The organism is Bradyrhizobium betae (assembly GCF_008932115.1).
Classification (GTDB): domain Bacteria; phylum Pseudomonadota; class Alphaproteobacteria; order Rhizobiales; family Xanthobacteraceae; genus Bradyrhizobium; species Bradyrhizobium betae.
Map to the genome: position 1 here is coordinate 3,598,561 of NZ_CP044543.1, position 15,636 is coordinate 3,614,196.

The 15,636-nt window shown below is 63.7% G+C and carries 12 protein-coding genes and 1 pseudogene; 10 read left to right on the forward strand and 3 right to left on the reverse strand.

The genetic code is table 11. From position 1 onward, the window contains the following. The first annotated feature begins 479 nt into the window (after positions 1–479). From F8237_RS17080 to F8237_RS17090, 3 genes are all read left to right on the forward strand, one after another. Positions 480–1,055 (forward strand): metallophosphoesterase family protein, encoded by a 576-nt coding sequence (locus F8237_RS17080; RefSeq protein ID WP_244625917.1) that lies wholly within the window; start codon positions 480–482, stop codon positions 1,053–1,055. Between the two features lie 148 nt (positions 1,056–1,203). Further along, on the forward strand, positions 1,204–2,055 hold the full coding sequence (locus F8237_RS17085) for a DUF2779 domain-containing protein (RefSeq protein ID WP_151646427.1): 852 nt from the start codon (positions 1,204–1,206) through the stop codon (positions 2,053–2,055). Between the two features lie 89 nt (positions 2,056–2,144). After that, on the forward strand, positions 2,145–3,158 hold the full coding sequence (locus F8237_RS17090; RefSeq protein ID WP_151646429.1) for a hypothetical protein: 1,014 nt from the start codon (positions 2,145–2,147) through the stop codon (positions 3,156–3,158). 500 nt (positions 3,159–3,658) lie between these two features. Here F8237_RS17090 and F8237_RS17095 read toward each other — a convergent pair. Both F8237_RS17095 and F8237_RS17100 read right to left on the reverse strand, forming a co-directional pair. Further along, a pseudogene (locus tag F8237_RS17095) lies at positions 3,659–3,952 on the reverse strand (SDR family oxidoreductase); the annotation flags it as partial. 12 nt (positions 3,953–3,964) lie between these two features. After that, positions 3,965–4,918 (reverse strand): LysR family transcriptional regulator, encoded by a 954-nt coding sequence (locus tag F8237_RS17100; RefSeq protein ID WP_151646431.1) that lies wholly within the window; start codon positions 4,916–4,918, stop codon positions 3,965–3,967. Between the two features lie 98 nt (positions 4,919–5,016). Here F8237_RS17100 and F8237_RS17105 point away from each other — a divergent pair, with 98 nt between their 5' ends. From F8237_RS17105 to recQ, 7 genes are all read left to right on the forward strand, one after another. Continuing rightward, a complete protein-coding gene (locus F8237_RS17105; RefSeq protein ID WP_162006087.1) occupies positions 5,017–6,198 on the forward strand; it encodes an MFS transporter in 1,182 nt (393 codons plus the stop codon). A 140-nt stretch (positions 6,199–6,338) separates the two neighbouring features. Further along, complete coding sequence (locus F8237_RS17110; protein ID WP_151646434.1) at positions 6,339–7,925, forward strand: amidase family protein; 1,587 nt, start codon at positions 6,339–6,341, stop codon at positions 7,923–7,925. A gap of 70 nt (positions 7,926–7,995) precedes the next feature. Further along, a complete protein-coding gene (locus tag F8237_RS17115) occupies positions 7,996–8,928 on the forward strand; it encodes a glutathione S-transferase family protein (RefSeq protein ID WP_151646436.1) in 933 nt (310 codons plus the stop codon). Positions 8,929–9,115: 187 nt separating this feature from the next. Continuing rightward, positions 9,116–10,417, forward strand: coding sequence for an O-acetylhomoserine aminocarboxypropyltransferase/cysteine synthase family protein (locus tag F8237_RS17120; protein WP_151646438.1), 1,302 nt, complete (start codon positions 9,116–9,118; stop codon positions 10,415–10,417). Between the two features lie 12 nt (positions 10,418–10,429). Next, on the forward strand, positions 10,430–11,431 hold the full coding sequence (gene metA, locus F8237_RS17125; protein ID WP_151646439.1) for a homoserine O-succinyltransferase MetA: 1,002 nt from the start codon (positions 10,430–10,432) through the stop codon (positions 11,429–11,431). A 104-nt stretch (positions 11,432–11,535) separates the two neighbouring features. Next, positions 11,536–12,279 (forward strand): polysaccharide deacetylase family protein, encoded by a 744-nt coding sequence (locus F8237_RS17130; protein ID WP_151646440.1) that lies wholly within the window; start codon positions 11,536–11,538, stop codon positions 12,277–12,279. A 243-nt stretch (positions 12,280–12,522) separates the two neighbouring features. After that, the gene (gene recQ / locus F8237_RS17135) at positions 12,523–14,388 is read left to right on the forward strand and encodes a DNA helicase RecQ (protein ID WP_151646441.1); all 1,866 of its coding nucleotides are present in this window, start codon (positions 12,523–12,525) and stop codon (positions 14,386–14,388) included. A gap of 210 nt (positions 14,389–14,598) precedes the next feature. On the opposite strand, the gene F8237_RS17145 is transcribed toward recQ, so the two are convergent. After that, a complete protein-coding gene (locus tag F8237_RS17145) occupies positions 14,599–15,612 on the reverse strand; it encodes a 1-aminocyclopropane-1-carboxylate deaminase (RefSeq protein WP_151650581.1) in 1,014 nt (337 codons plus the stop codon). Between the last annotated feature and the right edge of the window lie 24 nt (positions 15,613–15,636).

Sequence of the window (15,636 nt, forward strand, 5' to 3'; positions counted from 1 at the left end):
CGGGTTTGATCTACAAATGAGAGACAGCGACGGAGGAGCTAGCTCTCGGTCGGCATGACAGGCAACGGGTCGTATCGGTCGGGACAGGGAACGGACATCAATTGATCCATTTGGACGAGGCCCTGAAGCCGGCTCGCCTTCGCTGGCCGTCGGCATCTTCTGGCTGATACCATCTGCGGGTAAGACTGTCCTTTTCACGCAACGAAGCGCTCTGAAAGATGCCGAGCCATACGGCGATTGCCTTCCGGTCGCTCACTACGAGCTTTGCGAGCGTCTCCAGGCCTTGCCCTTCTCCACGCTGAAAAAGCGCGGTCTTCCGGTCGAAATAAAATCGGCCGAATACGACCACTATTCCCGCGGCCGAATCGTCTACGAGAAAGAAACCTTCGGAGACCTTCGTATTCTATGCCGATGCCAGATACCAGCATCCGACTGGGAAGCTCGTAGCTGACCCACTACACACTTTCCGAGGGTTTACCTTGAATTTGATAACGTTTGCGATCGGCGACATTCATGGATGCTTCGACAGGCTGCAGTCACTTCTTGCGGCTTGCGATAGAATCGGTGCTGGACGGAGGGCCCGGTTTATCCTTGTCGGCGACTACATTGATAGGGGGCCAGACAGCAAGCTTGTCCTGGACTTCCTGATCAGGCGGCAGATCAATCGGGGCGATCGCTTCGTCTGCCTGCGGGGCCATCACGAGGAAATGTTGACCCGGGCCGCCGACAAGTATCGCTCTGATCGTGATCTCATGGCGTGGTGGGGCAACGGCGGTGAACAGACACTTGAGAGCTACGGAGTGGATGACCCGAGCGACCTGCCTCCCAAACACCTGGACTGGATGCGCAGTCTGCCCCTGCAGACAATCGATCCGCATCGATTATTCGTGCACGCGGGGATCAGGCCAGGTGTAGCGCTATCATCACAAGCAACAGGAGACCTTCTGTGGATACGAGAGCCGTTTCTGTCTTCCGAAGAAGATCACGGTGTTCTCGTGGTGCACGGCCATACTCCTACCGCTTTCGAAAGCCGGACCTGCGGCCAAACCAATTGAATATCGATACCGGCGCCTGCTTTGGCGGTCCGCTCTCAGCCGCAGCCTTTTCCGACAGAGAAGGCGTTCCGCTATTTTTCATCAGGGATTCAGGCGAAATCTCAACGCCGGGCGAATAGAATCCAATATCACTTGCCGATTAGGTCGCATGAAAAGAACATCCCAACGCTTGAATTTGTCCACGTCAACGCTGCCCTCAGGACCGGAGTGGCCCGTAACGGTATTGCCGAATGGCAGCGGTAAGCGGTGGCTTGCGCAGGGTATTCTTGACCTACTCGCCATTGATCCTGCCCAGCTGACACGCGTGATCGACCGAAGGGTTCACGAGGCGACTCAAACAGGAAAGGTCTATCACGATGCCCAAGGTGCGCGCGCGGCGATGGAGGGCTGGGCTTATCCGCGGACTTGGCTCGACTTCGAGACGATTGGGTTCGCGGTTCCGCGCTGGCGCGGAACGCGTCCTCATCAACCGATCCCTTTTCAGTTTTCCGCGCATGTCGAGCAAAGCAACGGCGACATCGAGCATCAGGAATTCTTGAGCCTCGACGGCACTGATCCACGTCGCCCGTGTGCCGAGGCACTGGTCTATATGATCCCGTCGGTCGGCGCGGTGATCGCCTACAATGCCAGCTTCGAAAAGAGGTGTATCGCAGAATTGGCGACAGCGTTCCCTGATCTGGAGGGGAGCCTTCGCGCTATTGCCGATCGGGTGGTCGATCTGCTGCCGGTGACAAGAGCTAACTGGTATCACCGGGATCAACGCGGCAGTTGGTCGATCAAGGCAGTCCTGCCAACAGTTGCTGCCGATCTCGACTATGCCGGCCTTGAGGTGAAAGACGGAGCCGGCGCTCAGAAGGCTTATCGCGAGGCGATCGCGGCAGGCGCTGGTGAATCGCGCCGGCAGGCCATCGATGCCGCGCTGCGCGCTTATTGTGGGCGCGATACGAGGGCCATGATCGTTCTGGCATCGGCACTGCTGGGGAAGCGGCCAGTAGTCTAAAGCCCGTTGACAAGAGAGATTCGCCGATCGGTACGACTCGGTGTTCCGAAAATGATGAGCCGTAGACGCAACAGAAATGGGGTGGGGTGATGGACTGGTTTGAACGTTTAACAGGATTTCCTGAGGGGGATTACGCGACAACTGTTCAGAATCTGCAAGTTGAAGGTGAGCACCTGCACTCGACAATAAACGGAAAGTCTTATCGCACAGGACGCCTTGAGCTCGCCTCGCTTAAGACACTCCGAGACAGGGTCAGTCAGGCAATCCGCTCACCTGGGCGTTTGAGAGTTTCTGCAGTCGTGGGTGACGTGAGAAGGATGCATCAGGCACCGGAGAATTCGACAGCACTATTTCAGGTCGCCTCGCAGTTCAATCTCCTAGAGATGGCTTCGCCAAAGTTTACGCCAAATGATGGCGTGGGGTGCTACGAGCATGATCGGACCCAGGGACCAGCATGTGCTATCGCCGCGGGCGCGGCCACTATCTATCGCAATTATTTCGTTCCGGTGGATGGGCAGATCGGACAAACGGCCGAGCGCCAAATCAATTGCCTCCACGATGTTGGTGTGACATTGACAGGTATCTTGGGATTGCCCTTGGAGAAGCTATGGGCATTGAGAAATGGATACGCGCTCTGCAGCGAACTGGGGCTTGATGCGATTAGCGAGTGTCTGCAATCGCTTTCGTTGGAAAAGATCGACGAGATCCGAGGTGATCTGAAGGTCGGGGTGCATTCCGACGTAGAGGTCACTGACTCTCGAACGAAGATCAGGCCCGTCGTATCGCAAGTGTTTTGCTCGGCGTTGCCAGTGGCCTATACGAGGATTCCGAGCGAAAGATGGGCGCCATTTGCATCCTTGGTGCTTGAGGCTGCTTACGAAGCCACCCTGCTCGCTGCAATCCTTAATCATGCAAATGGCAATTCGAGCGTCGTGCTGCTGACTCACCTTGGCGGAGGGGCTTTTGGAAACAACCCGGAATGGATCACCCGAGCGATCAGACGCGCATTGGTTGCAGTTTCTGACTTCGACTTGGATGTGAAAATCGTGAGCTTCAGTAGAATAACCACCGATACAGCCGAATTGGTGAACGAGTTTCGCTAAAGCGGGATAACCTTCTTGTTGATATCGGCGGTGGCAACGGGGATCGCTGCGAAGGCCGCTGGCCCGGGCTGGGGCGGATAGGTCTTCCTGGCAAGCAGGCTGATCAAGCAGTCTGCCTCCGGGCGTGCGATAAAGTTCATACTGGCCCAGGCCTGGTCCGGTTGCGCGTCTACGCTTCGTCGTCAGCTGACATCACCGCCCACTTGCGTTTCACCTCGCCACCTTCGCCGGTTGGCCTTTTGGCCCGCCCCAGCGCCCTCTAGGAATGAGCCAGGAAGAACAGGCCATCCGATAAAGTCTCCTTCACTTCCCAGCAGTTCTTTGGGAGCGGGATAGCTTGTATGGAGGTATCAAGATGTAGGCCTGCGGGGCCGCTCCCGGACTGGAGAAGTACTCCGTATGGGGGCCTCTCGCGCAACCGAGAGCTCCTCGGATGCACAAGCAGAGCAAGTTCGTTTACAGATTCTCTCCCTCCGCCATCATCACCCAGCCTCGATCTTTCAGGCCGTCGGCACCGTTCCACCATCAATGACATATTCGGTGCCCGTGATGGCGCTAGCACGTGGCGACGCGAGGAACGCGATGAGGTTGGCAACCTCGCGCGGGCTCGCCGGTCGACCGGGCGGGATGCCGCCTAGCCCTTGCATGACCATCGCTTTGCCGCTTTCGTAGTCCGTGCCGGCCTCTGCGGCGAGACGCTCAACGAAATGGACGGCAGCTTCGGTCTCGACCCAGCCTGGCGAAACGCGAACGACGCGGACTCCCTTTGGAGTCACCTCCTTCGATGACGCGCGCAGCGCGTCGCCTCACTTCAGCACCCTCCACTTCCTATCCCCCGCACGTTTCAGCGCCGGATCGCTCACCCGCACATGCTCCGCAAGAAAATCGATGAACGCGCGGACGCGCGCGGGCAGTGGCGCGGTGTGGCCGACATAGACGGCGTGGATGTCTTCGCGGTCGCCGGGGTTGTAGTTTTGCAGCACAGGCACGAGGCGGCCGGCTTCGATGTCGGGGGCGATGTGGAAGAGGGCGAGGCGGGCGAGACCGACGCCGCCGAGGCAGAGGCGGCGCGCCGCTTCGCCGTCGCTCACGCGCGCGGCCGGCGGCGGCACGGCTTCCTCGGAATGGTCGCCGCGCTTGAACGGCCAGCCGCGGATACTGCGCGGAAAGGTCCAGCCGATGCCGCGGTGATCGGCGAGATCCGCCGGTGTCTTCGGCGTGCCCCAGGGCGCCAGATAATCCGGCGCGCCGACCACGACCATGCGGCTGGAGCCGAGCTTTCGCGCGACGAGGCGTGAGGCGCGTAGCGGTCCAACGCGGGTGGCGACGTCGGCGCGCTCCTGCATCAGGTCGATCAACGTGTCGGTCAGGACCAGATCGATCGTGACGTCGGGATGCTGTTCGAGGAAGCGCGGGATCAGCGGCATTACATGCAGCATGCCGAAGGGGATGTTGCTGTTCACGGTGAGGCGGCCGCGTGGCGTGGCGCCGGAGGCGGCCTCGCGCTCGGCTTCTTCCATCTCGGCGAGGATGCGCACCGCGCGCTGATAGAAGGCCTGGCCTTCCTCCGTCAGCGTGAGCTTGCGCGTGGTGCGGTTGATCAGGCGCGTGCCGAGCCGCGCCTCCAGCCGCGAGATCAGCTTGCTCACGCCCGACGGCGTCAGGCGCAGTTTTCGCGCGGCCTGCGTGAAGCCGCCGAGATCGACGACACGGACGAAGACCTCCATCTCGGCGGAACGGTTGGTGTCGAAACGGGCCATGTTGAATTCATGTCACAAATGATTGGATTGCGGACATTCTAATGGTTTTGCTGCGGCGCGGCTATCTGCGTGGCTCGTCTCATCCCTTGGAGCCACGCATGCCTCCCGCCGTCCTCGCCCTCACCGCCGGTGCCTTCGGCATCGGCACCACCGAGTTCATCATCATGGGCCTGCTGCTCCAGGTCGCCGCCGACATGCACGTCTCCGTGCCGGTCGCGGGCCTGCTCATCTCCGGCTATGCGCTCGGCGTGTTCGTCGGCGCCCCCGTGCTGACCCTGGCGACGCGGCGGATGCCGCGGAAAACCGTGCTGCTGGCGCTGATGGCGATCTTCACGCTGGGCAATGCCGCCTGCGCGCTGGCGCCGAACTACGAATTGCTGATGGTCGCGCGCGTGCTGACGTCGCTCGCTCACGGCACCTTCTTCGGCGTCGGCTCGGTGGTGGCCACCAGCCTCGTCGCGGAGGACAAGCGGGCCTCCGCCATTGCCACCATGTTCATCGGCCTGACGGTCGCAACCCTCCTCGGCGTGCCCTTCGGCGCATGGTTCGGCCTGATGCTCGGCTGGCGCGCGGCGTTCTGGGCGGTGACGGTGATCGGCGTGGTCGCCTTTGCCGTGGTGGCCGCGTTCGTGCCCGGCCATGTCGGCAACGGCGACAAGCCGATCTCGCTCGCCGAAGAAGTGGCCGTGCTCGCCCGTCCGCAGGTGCTGCTTGGCCTTGCCATGACCGTGTTCGGTTTCGCGGGCCTGTTCGTCGTCTTCACCTACATCCAGCCGATCCTGACCCGCTTCACCGGCTTTCCGGAAGCTGCGGTGTCGCCGATCCTGCTGGTATTCGGCGCAGGTCTTGCGATCGGCAATGTCGCCGGCGGCAAGCTCGCCGATCGCGGCCTTGCGCGCGCCCTGATCGGCACGCTCGCGGCGCTCGCCATCGTGCTGCTTGGTCTCGCCGCCGTGCTGTCGGTCAAGATCGCCGCCATCGTGCTGATCCTGCTGCTCGGCATTGCGGCCTTCGCGACGGTCGCGCCGCTCCAGCTTCGCGTGCTCGAAGCCGCCGGACCGAGCGGCCGCACGCTCGCCTCCAGCCTCAACATCGCCGCGTTCAATCTCGGCAACGCGCTCGGTGCATGGGCCGGCGGCGTCACCATTGATCGGGGGTTCGGCCTCGCCACGCTGCCTCTGGTTGCGGCCGGCATCACGGCCATCGGCCTCGCGCTCGCGCTGTGGAGCCTCCAACTCGACCGCAGGCAGGCCGCCGTCGCTGCGTGCCCGGCGGAATAAGCCGCCGCGAATTTCGCCGGGGGACCGGCTGCTGACAATTGTCGCATTGGTGGCTGCCGCCAACGCGCCATGCAGAAACGCACCTGTACACGGTCGCGTGACCTTCATAACCTCCGCCGCGCAATTTCAGGAGATGCGACGTGGCGAAGAAGACGGCGACCAAGAAGAAAACTGCTTCGAAGAAAGCAGTGAAGACCTCGCGGAAGACGAGCACGGCCCGCAAGGGAGCTGTTGCGAAAGCGGCCCGGAAGACGGGCAAGCCCGCGGTGAAGAAGGCCGCAGCGCGCAAGCCGGCCGCGGCACGTCGCCCGAACGGTCCGGCCTGGCAATGGTCGGCGGTGGAGACCGCAGCCGCGATCCGCTCCGGCGCAATCTCCGCGGTCGAAACCGTCGAAGCGCATCTCGAACGGATGCGCGCCGTCAATCCGAAGCTCAACGCGGTCGTCGTCGATCTCTCGGAAGAAGCTCTGGCCGCGGCGCATGCGGCCGATAAGCAGCGCGCCAAGGGCGGCGAGCTCGGCTTGCTGCACGGCGTGCCCATCACCATCAAGGAGAACGTCGACTACGAGGGCCGGCCGAATTTCAACGGCGTTCCCGCCAACAAGGATTTCATCGCCCCCTCGGATTCGCCTGTCGTCCGCAACCTGAAGAAGGCCGGAGCGATCGTCATCGGCCTCACCAACACGCCCGAATTCTCTTTCCGCGGCTTCACCGACAATCCCCTGCACGGGCTGACGCTCAATCCCTGGGATCCGAACGTCACCTGCGGCGGCTCATCCGGCGGCGCGGGTTCGGCGGTCGCCGCCGGCATCGGCACCATCGCGCATGGCAACGACATCGGCGGGTCGTTGCGCTGGCCGGCGCATTGCAATGGCGTTGCCACCATCAAGCCGACGCAGGGCCGCATTCCCGCCTTCAATGCCAGCGCGACGGCCGAGCGGCCGATGCTGGCGCATCTGATGTCGGCGCAGGGGCCGCTCGCTCGTCACGTTGCCGACGTCCGCCTCGCGCTGGAGGCGATGAGCAAGCGTGATCCGCGCGATCCATGGTGGGTGCCGGCGCCGCTGGTCGGCGAGAGGCCGAAGGGACCGATCAAGGTCGCGCTGGCCAAGATCCCCGAGGACATGGACGTCGATCCGTCGGTCCGCGCGGCGCTGCGCCAGGCCGCCGACCATCTGGAGCGTTCCGGTTATCGCGTCAGCGAGGTCGACGTGCCCGATATCAACGGCGTCTGGCAGACTTGGTGCGACATCATCACCAACGAGACGGCGGTGATGCAGGAAGCCGGCATGCTGAAGGTCACCTCCGAAGACTTCCACAAGGCGTGGAACGGCATGAAGAGCAAGGCCAATGTGCTCGACCTGCCGGCGTGGATGCGCGCTACCGCGGCGCGCAGCGGCCATATCCGCGCCTGGCAGCTGTTCTTCGAGGACTATCCGGTGGTGCTGGCGCCGACCACGGTGAAGCCGACGCCGGGGCCGCGCGACGACACCGTCAGCGCCGAGCGCGTGCAGGAGATCTTCTGGGGCGAGATCCGCTTCATCTCCGCGATCAACGTGCTGGGCCTGCCCGGCGCGGTGGTGCCGGTGGCCTTGCATGATGGCAAGCCGATCGGCGTGCAGCTCATCGCCGGGCGCTATCGCGAGGATCTCGCGCTCGATGCGGCCGCCGCGATCGAGAAGCGCGCCGGCGTGCTCACCCATCGCCTCTGGGAGACGATGGTCTAAGGCCGATAGGATGACAGACGTCCCTCCTCCGGCAATGGAGGGGGGACAGACGGAACAGGAGGAACGAACCATGCCGGACGATCTTCCCGTCATTCTGCATCATTTCGACGAGTCGCCCTTCTCCGAGAAAGTGCGTCTCGTCTTCGGCCTGAAGAAGATCGCCTGGACGTCGGTACGCATCTCCAGGATCATGCCGCGCCCCGACCTGATGCCGCTCACCGGCGGCTATCGGCGCACGCCGGTCATGCAGATCGGCGCGGACGTCTATTGCGACACCCAGTGCATCTTCCGCGAGCTGGAGCGTCGCTTCCCCGCGCCGAGCCTGTTTCCCGGCGGCAGCGAGGGGCTGGCCTGGGCCAGTGCGATGTGGACCGACAAATCGTTCTTCCAGAACAGCGTGAACCTCGTGTTCGGCTCGCTTGCCGACAAGGTCCCGCAGAGCTTCATCGAGGATCGCGAAAAACTGCGTGGCGCGAAGTTCGACATTGCGGCGATGACCGCGGCGATCCCGCAGATGCGCGACCAGTATCGCGCCCATGTCGGCTGGATCGAGGCCCAGCTCGCCGGCGGCGGCCCGTGGCTTGGTGGTCACGAGGCGAGCCTGTTCGACATCAACGCCTATATGAACGTCTGGTACGTGCGCTCCAATCTGCCGGTCGCCGACGAATTGGAGGCCGAGTTTCCCAAGGTGCGTGCCTGGGAAGCGCGCGTCCGCGCGATCGGCCACGGCACGCGGACCGAAATGTCGACTGCCGAGGCGCTGGAAATCGGACGCAGCGCGACACCGCAGACCATCGAGGCCGACGACCCGCACGATCCCAACGGCCGCAAGGTCGGCGACCTCGTCGACGTCAGGCCCGACGACTACGGCAGGGTCGCCGTGCGCAGCCGGATCGTCGCGCTGTCGGCGCAGGGCATCGCCATTCGCCGCCGCGACGACCTCGCCGGAGATGTGGTCGTTCATTTTCCGCGGGCGGGTTTTCAGGTGATGCCGGCGACATGAGAGCAATTCATTAATCCAAATTGACTCGAATTTGGGCCAATTCACCAATAACCGTTAGGGTTACTTCCTCGATCTCTAAGCGAATTATTGTCCGCTTTACCACCCGCCTCTAACAGAGGGACGGCGGACAACGCACATGCCTCATACAGGCCAATAAGTGCGGCCCGCTCCACGCGGAGGTGGCACGATGCGCAACGAGACGATCGCTATTCACGCCGGCTACGAGCCCGAGGCCACGACGCACGCGGTAGCCGTGCCGATCTACCAGACAGCGGCTTACGCCTTCGACAGCGCCGATCACGGCGCGGCGCTCTTCAATCTCGAGGCCGAAGGTTACCGCTACAGCCGCATCGCCAATCCGACCAGCGCGGTGCTGGAGAAGCGCATCGCCCAGCTTGAAGGCGGCGTCGGCGCGCTCGCGGTCGCGACCGGGCAGGCCGCATTGCACTTCGCCTTCGTCAACGTCGCCGATCACGGCGGCAACATCGTTTCCGTGCCGCAGCTCTACGGCACCACGCACACGCTGCTCTCGCACATCCTGCCGCGCCAGGGCATCACCGGCCGCTTCGCCGAGAGCGACAAGCCCGAGGCGATCGAGAAGCTGATCGACGAGAACACCCGCGCGGTGTTCGCCGAGACGATCGGCAATCCCGCCGGCAATGTCTGCGACATCGAGGCGCTGGCGAAAATCGCGCACAAGCATGGCGTGCCGCTGATCGTCGACAACACGGTCGCGACCCCGGTGCTGCTCAAGCCGTTCGACTACGGCGCCGACATCGCCGTGCATTCGCTGACCAAGTTTCTCGGCGGCCATGGCACCACGCTCGGCGGCGCCATCGTCGATTCCGGCAATTTTCCGTGGGCGAAACACGCGGATCGCTTCCCCGGCTACAACAAGCCGGACGCCTCCTATCACGGCCTCGTCTATGCCGAGCGTTTCGGCAGGACCGCCTATATCGAGCGCGCGCGCAGTATCTATCAGCGCACCATGGGTTCGGTGCTGTCGCCGTTCAACGCCTTCCTGCTACTCCAAGGTATCGAGACCGTGGCGCTGCGCATGGAGCGTCACTGCGAGAACGCCAAGAAGGTCGCCGAATTCCTGCGCGCCGATCCGCGCGTCGCCTGGGTCAACTACACCGGTTTCCCGGACAGCCCGTATTATCCGCTGGTCCAGAAGTATCTCGACGGCAACGCCTCCTCGCTGTTCACCTTCGGAATCAAGGGCGGCATGGAGGCCGGAAAGACCTTCTATGATGCGCTGAATCTGATCACGCGCCTCGTCAATATCGGCGATGCCAAGTCGCTGGCCTGCCATCCGGCCTCCACCACGCATAGGCAGATGTCGGCGGAGCAGCAGCGCGCTGCCGGTGTCCTGCCCGAGACGATTCGCCTCTCGATCGGCATCGAGCATTCCTCTGACATCATCGAGGACATCGACCAGGCGCTGGAAAAGGCCTGCTCGTCGGCGCGCCTCCAGGCCGCGGAGTAGGCAGCTGCTCCGATGACGATCTTGATCGACAGGGATCAAGGTATTTCGAGCCCGGCGCTGGTGCCGGCCGAGGGCGATCTCGCGCGCGATCATGGTGGCGCGGATCTCAACATCGGCCTGATCAACAACATGCCGGATCCGGCATTGAAGGCGACCGAGCGGCAGTTCATGAAGCTGCTTCAGGCCGCCGCGGGCCCGCGCCGCATCCGCTTCCACTGCTTCTCGCTGCCTTCGGTCAAGCGTTCGCCCGAAGCCAAGTGGCATGTCGAGAGCGAATATTCGGAGCTCACCGAACTCAGGCGACACACATTCGACGGGCTGATCGTCACCGGCGCCGAGCCGGTCGCGCCCGGGCTCGACCAAGAGCCGTATTGGCGCGATCTGACCGAGCTGATCGACTGGGCCAAGGTCAACACCCGCTCGACGATCTGGTCGTGCCTTGCCGCCCATGCGGCGGTGCTGCATCTCGACCGGATCGAACGGCGGCGGCTGCCCGCCAAATGCCACGGCATTTTCGACTGCGAGTCCGTCACGAATGACCCGCTGACGCGCGCCGCGCCGGCCCCGCTCAAGGTTTCGCATTCGCGCCTGAACGAGATCGCCGAGAGCGACCTCGACGCGGCCGGTTACCAGGTGCTGACGCGTTCGGCAAAGGCCGGTGTCGATATCTTCGTCCGGCAATATGCCAGCCGCTTCGTGTTCTTCCAGGGGCACCCGGAATATGACGCGCTGTCGCTCCAGCGCGAATATCTGCGCGACGTCGGCCGCTATCTCGCGCGCGAGCGCGACGATTATCCGCACCTGCCCGTGAGTTATTTTGACGCAGCGACGGAAGAGAAATTGGTCCGGTTCGAGAAGCAGGCGAGACACCAGCGCCATCCGGCGCTCGCCAACGACCTGCCCGCGCTGAACTTGCGCGCCGATATCGCGGCCGGCAGCGCCGCGGCGGCGTTATTTCGCAACTGGCTGCAATATCTCGGCGCGGAGGCCGATGCGGCGGCCCTGGCGCGCTAGGTCTTGTGCCAGGTTCCGAGTTAGGACTAACGAAGTGTGAAGCTTGCCTCGAGCAGCGCGCGAATGCTTCAGTGAAGAGGTCGGTGCAAACAGGAATTGCAGTCGTGTGGTCGGCACTTCAGGGACGCGTGAGCAATCGGCTGGCCCGGCATTTCCGGGCCGCGCCGCATCGGCTGCCTGCGCATGCGCCGATGGTGAGTTTCAGCTTCGACGATGCCCCTGATAGCGCCGCGGGCGAGGGAGCCTCGCTGCTCGAAACGCATGGTGGCCGCGGCACGTATTATATCGCCGGCAGCCTGATCGACCGGCCTTCGGACCATTGGCATGGTCTGTCGAACGACGCCATCGTCCGGCTCCACCGTGCCGGACACGAGATCGCCTGCCACACCTTCTCGCACCAGAGCGCGGCCAATCTCGACGAGGCCATGATGGCCTGCGAGATCGAGCGCAATCGCAATCATTTTCGCGACATCGATTCCTCGATCAAGCTGGAGAATTTTGCCTATCCGTATGGCCTCGCCTCGGTCTGGCGAAAGCCGCAGCTCGCCAAGATCTTCCGGTCGGCCCGCGGCATTCTTCCCGGGGTCAATCGCGACGTGATCGATCTCCAGTTCCTGCGGGCCGCGCCTTTGGTCAATTTCGAGATCGATGCCGCTGGCGTCGATGCGTATTTCGACGAGGCGGTCGCGAGCGGCGGATGGCTGATCTTCTACAGCCATGACGTCGTCGATGCGCCGAGCCCCTATGGCTGTACGCCGGCCCTGATGCGCCACGCGCTGGAATCGGCCCAGCGACGTGGCATGCCGATTGTGACGGTTGCCGAAGCGCTGCGGCGAATCGGGGCGTAGCTCACTAGTCTTCTCCCCCTGTGTGGGAAGGTGGCGCGAAGCGCCGGATGAGGGGTATCTCTCCGCAGTCTTCAACGTGCAATTTGAGTCGCGGAGAGATACCCCTCACCCGACGCGGCGATCCACCCTCTCCCGCAAGGAGAGAGGGGAGGAGTCGCGCCAAGCCCCCCAAACAGTCTTGCCATGCCCGCGCGGTCATGCGACTGGCCTTGTGACGAATCTTCTGGCCCGGTCCGCCACCGCATGTCCGCTTCCTCCACCGCTCCGCTGCCTGCGCCGTCCAACGGCCGCGATGCGCTGTCGGTGCTGCATTCGGTGTTCGGCTTGCCGGGGTTCCGCGGTGCGCAGGGCGAGATCATCCGGCATGTCACGGATGGCGGCAATTGCCTGGTCCTGATGCCGACCGGCGGCGGCAAGTCGCTGTGCTACCAACTCCCCTCATTGCTGCGCGAAGGCTGCGGCATCGTGGTGTCGCCGCTGATCGCGCTGATGCGCGACCAGGTCGCGGGCCTGCTCGAGGCCGGCGTCAATGCCGCGGCGCTGAACTCGTCGCTGACGCTGCAGGAAGCTTCCGACATCGAGCGGCGCCTGATCTCGGGCGATCTCGACCTGCTCTATGTCGCGCCGGAACGGCTGGTGACGCCGCGCTGCCTGTCGATGCTGGCGCAGGCCAAGGTGGCGCTGTTCGCGATCGACGAGGCGCATTGCGTCTCGCAATGGGGCCACGACTTCCGCCCCGAATATGTCGGCCTCTCCGTCATCGCCGAGCGCTTTCCTGATGTCCCGCGCATCGCGCTGACCGCGACCGCCGACGATTTGACGCGCAAGGAGATCGTCGAGCGGCTTCAGCTCGGCGGTTCGCCGCAATTCGTCTCCAGCTTCGACCGGCCCAATATCCGTTACGAGATCGTCGACAAGCGCAATGCGGTGTCGCAGCTCAAGGAGTTCATCCGGGAACGGCATGCGGGCGATGCCGGCGTGGTCTACTGCCTGTCGCGCAACCGGGTCGAGGAAGTCGCTGCCGCGCTCGCGGATGCCGGCATCGCCGCGCTGCCCTACCACGCCGGGCTCGACGGCAGCGTGCGTTCGCGCAATCAGGACCGCTTCCTCAACGAGGACGGCATCGTCATCGTCGCCACCATCGCCTTCGGCATGGGCATCGACAAGCCGGACGTGCGCTTCGTCGCCCATCTCGACCTGCCCAAGAGCATCGAGGCCTATTATCAGGAGACCGGGCGCGCCGGCCGCGACGGCAAGCCCTCCGCCGTGTGGATGGCCTACGGCCTCTCCGACATCGTGCAGCAGCGCCGCATGATCGACGAGTCCACTGCGTCCGATGATTTCAAGCGCGTCTCGATCGGCAAGCTCGATGCGCTGGTCGGGCTCGCCGAAACCGCGCAGTGCCGGCGCAAGCGGCTGCTCGGCTATTTCGGCGAGACCTTCGAGGGCACAAACTGCGGCAATTGCGACAATTGCCTGACGCCGCCGCAGATGCGCGACGGCAAGGTGCTGGCGCAAAAGCTGCTCTCCTGCGCCTATCGCACCGGGCAGCGGTTCGGCGCGATGCACCTGATCGACGTGTTGATCGGACGCCTGACCGAGAAGGTCACGCAGTTCGGCCACGACAAGCTCTCGGTGTTCGGCGTCGGCCGCGAGCTCAACGAGAAGCAGTGGCGCACCGTGCTGCGGCAATTGGTGGCGATGGGCCATCTGCAGAGCGACAGCGAAGCGTTCGGTGCGCTGAAGCTGACGGATTCCGCGCGCGGGGTGCTGCGCGGCGAGACCGAGGTGTGGCTGCGCGAGGAAGCCCCTGGCACCCGCGTTCGCTCAAGCCGCACGAAATCTCGCCGCGGCGATCTCGCGCCTGCGGCGAATGCGCCGCAGGGCGATGTCGATCCCGAGCTGCGCGCGCGGCTGCGCTCCTGGCGCTCGGACATCGCGCGCGAACGCGGCGTGCCGGCCTATGTCGTGCTGCACGATGCCACCATCGACGGCATCGTCCGGGCCTGGCCGACGACGCTGGACGAGTTACGCAACGTGCCGGGCATCGGCGACAAGAAGCTCGAGCATTACGGCGACGAGCTGCTGCAGATCGTCAGGACGCGGTAGGCGCTCCAAAAACTCCGCTGTCATCCCGGACAAGCGCAGCAAAGCGGAGCGCAGATCCGGGATCCATACCGCGGAATCTATCGATTGCGATCGGTAGGAGTACTGAACTGCAAGTCTTCGCCAAACACCTCCCTGTGGTTATGGGTCCCGGGCTCGCGACTTTGTCGCGCCCCGGGACGACAGCGGAGAGGAGGTGAGAGCTACGCAGCCTCACCCGTTCCGGAACGCATACGCATATCCGTTCAGCGCCGGTGCGCCGCCGAGATGGGCGTACAAGATCTTCGCGCCCTTCTCGAAATAGCCCTTCTGCGCGAGGTCGATCAGGCCCTGCATCGATTTGCCCTCATAGACGGGGTCGGTGATCATGCCCTCCAGCCGCGCGGTGAGGCGGATCGCGTCCTTGGTTTCTTCCGACGGCACGCCATAGGCGGGATAGGCATAGTCCTCGATCAGCACGACGTCGTCGGCGAAGAGCTCCTGGCCGAGCTCGACCAGCTTGGCCGTGTTCTGTGCGATCTCGAGCACCTGGGATTTGGTCTGCGCCGGCGTGAAGGACGCATCGATGCCGATCACTTTTCGCGCGCGGCCATCGGCGGCGAAGCCGACCAGCATGCCGGCATGGGTGGAGCCGGTAACGGTGCAGACGATGATGTAGTCGAACTTGAAGCCGAGATCGGCTTCCTGCTTGCGCACTTCCTCGGCGAAGCCGACATAGCCAAGCCCGCCAAATTTGTGCACGGAGGCGCCGGCGGGAATTGCGTAGGGCTTGCCGCCAGCCGCCTTCACCTCGTCGATCGCCTGTTCCCAGCTCTTGCGGATGCCGATGTCGAAGCCGTCGTCGACAAGGCGAACGTCGGCGCCCATGATGCGCGAGAGCATGATGTTGCCGACGCGGTCATAGACGGCGTCCTCGTGCGGCACCCAGGCTTCCTGCACCAGGCGGCACTTCATGCCGATCTTGGCGGCGACCGCCGCGATCATGCGGGTGTGGTTGGATTGCACGCCGCCGATCGAGACCAGCGTGTCGGCGTTGGAGGCGATCGCGTCGGGGATGATGTATTCGAGCTTGCGCAGCTTGTTGCCGCCATAGGCGAGGCCGGAATTGCAGTCCTCGCGCTTGGCGTAGATCTCGACATTGCCGCCGAGATGCTTCGACAGCCGCTCCAGCTTCTCGATGGGCGTCGGGCCGAAGGTCAGCGGATAGCGCGCGAATTTGTCCAGTATCATGGGGCACCCCGATTGGCGTTG

Excerpts from the sequence above, each read along its gene's own strand:
- F8237_RS17105 (WP_162006087.1), top strand. The coding sequence starts at position 5,017 with ATGCCTCCCGCCGTCCTCGCCCTCACCGCCGGTGCCTTCGGCATCGGC.
- F8237_RS17090 (WP_151646429.1), top strand. The coding sequence starts at position 2,145 with ATGGACTGGTTTGAACGTTTAACAGGATTTCCTGAGGGGGATTACGCG.
- F8237_RS17085 (WP_151646427.1), top strand. The coding sequence starts at position 1,204 with ATGAAAAGAACATCCCAACGCTTGAATTTGTCCACGTCAACGCTGCCC.
- metA (WP_151646439.1), top strand. The coding sequence starts at position 10,430 with ATGACGATCTTGATCGACAGGGATCAAGGTATTTCGAGCCCGGCGCTG.
- F8237_RS17120 (WP_151646438.1), top strand. The coding sequence starts at position 9,116 with ATGCGCAACGAGACGATCGCTATTCACGCCGGCTACGAGCCCGAGGCC.
- recQ (WP_151646441.1), top strand. The coding sequence starts at position 12,523 with ATGTCCGCTTCCTCCACCGCTCCGCTGCCTGCGCCGTCCAACGGCCGC.
- F8237_RS17115 (WP_151646436.1), top strand. The coding sequence starts at position 7,996 with ATGCCGGACGATCTTCCCGTCATTCTGCATCATTTCGACGAGTCGCCC.
- F8237_RS17100 (WP_151646431.1), bottom strand. The coding sequence starts at position 4,918 with ATGGCCCGTTTCGACACCAACCGTTCCGCCGAGATGGAGGTCTTCGTC.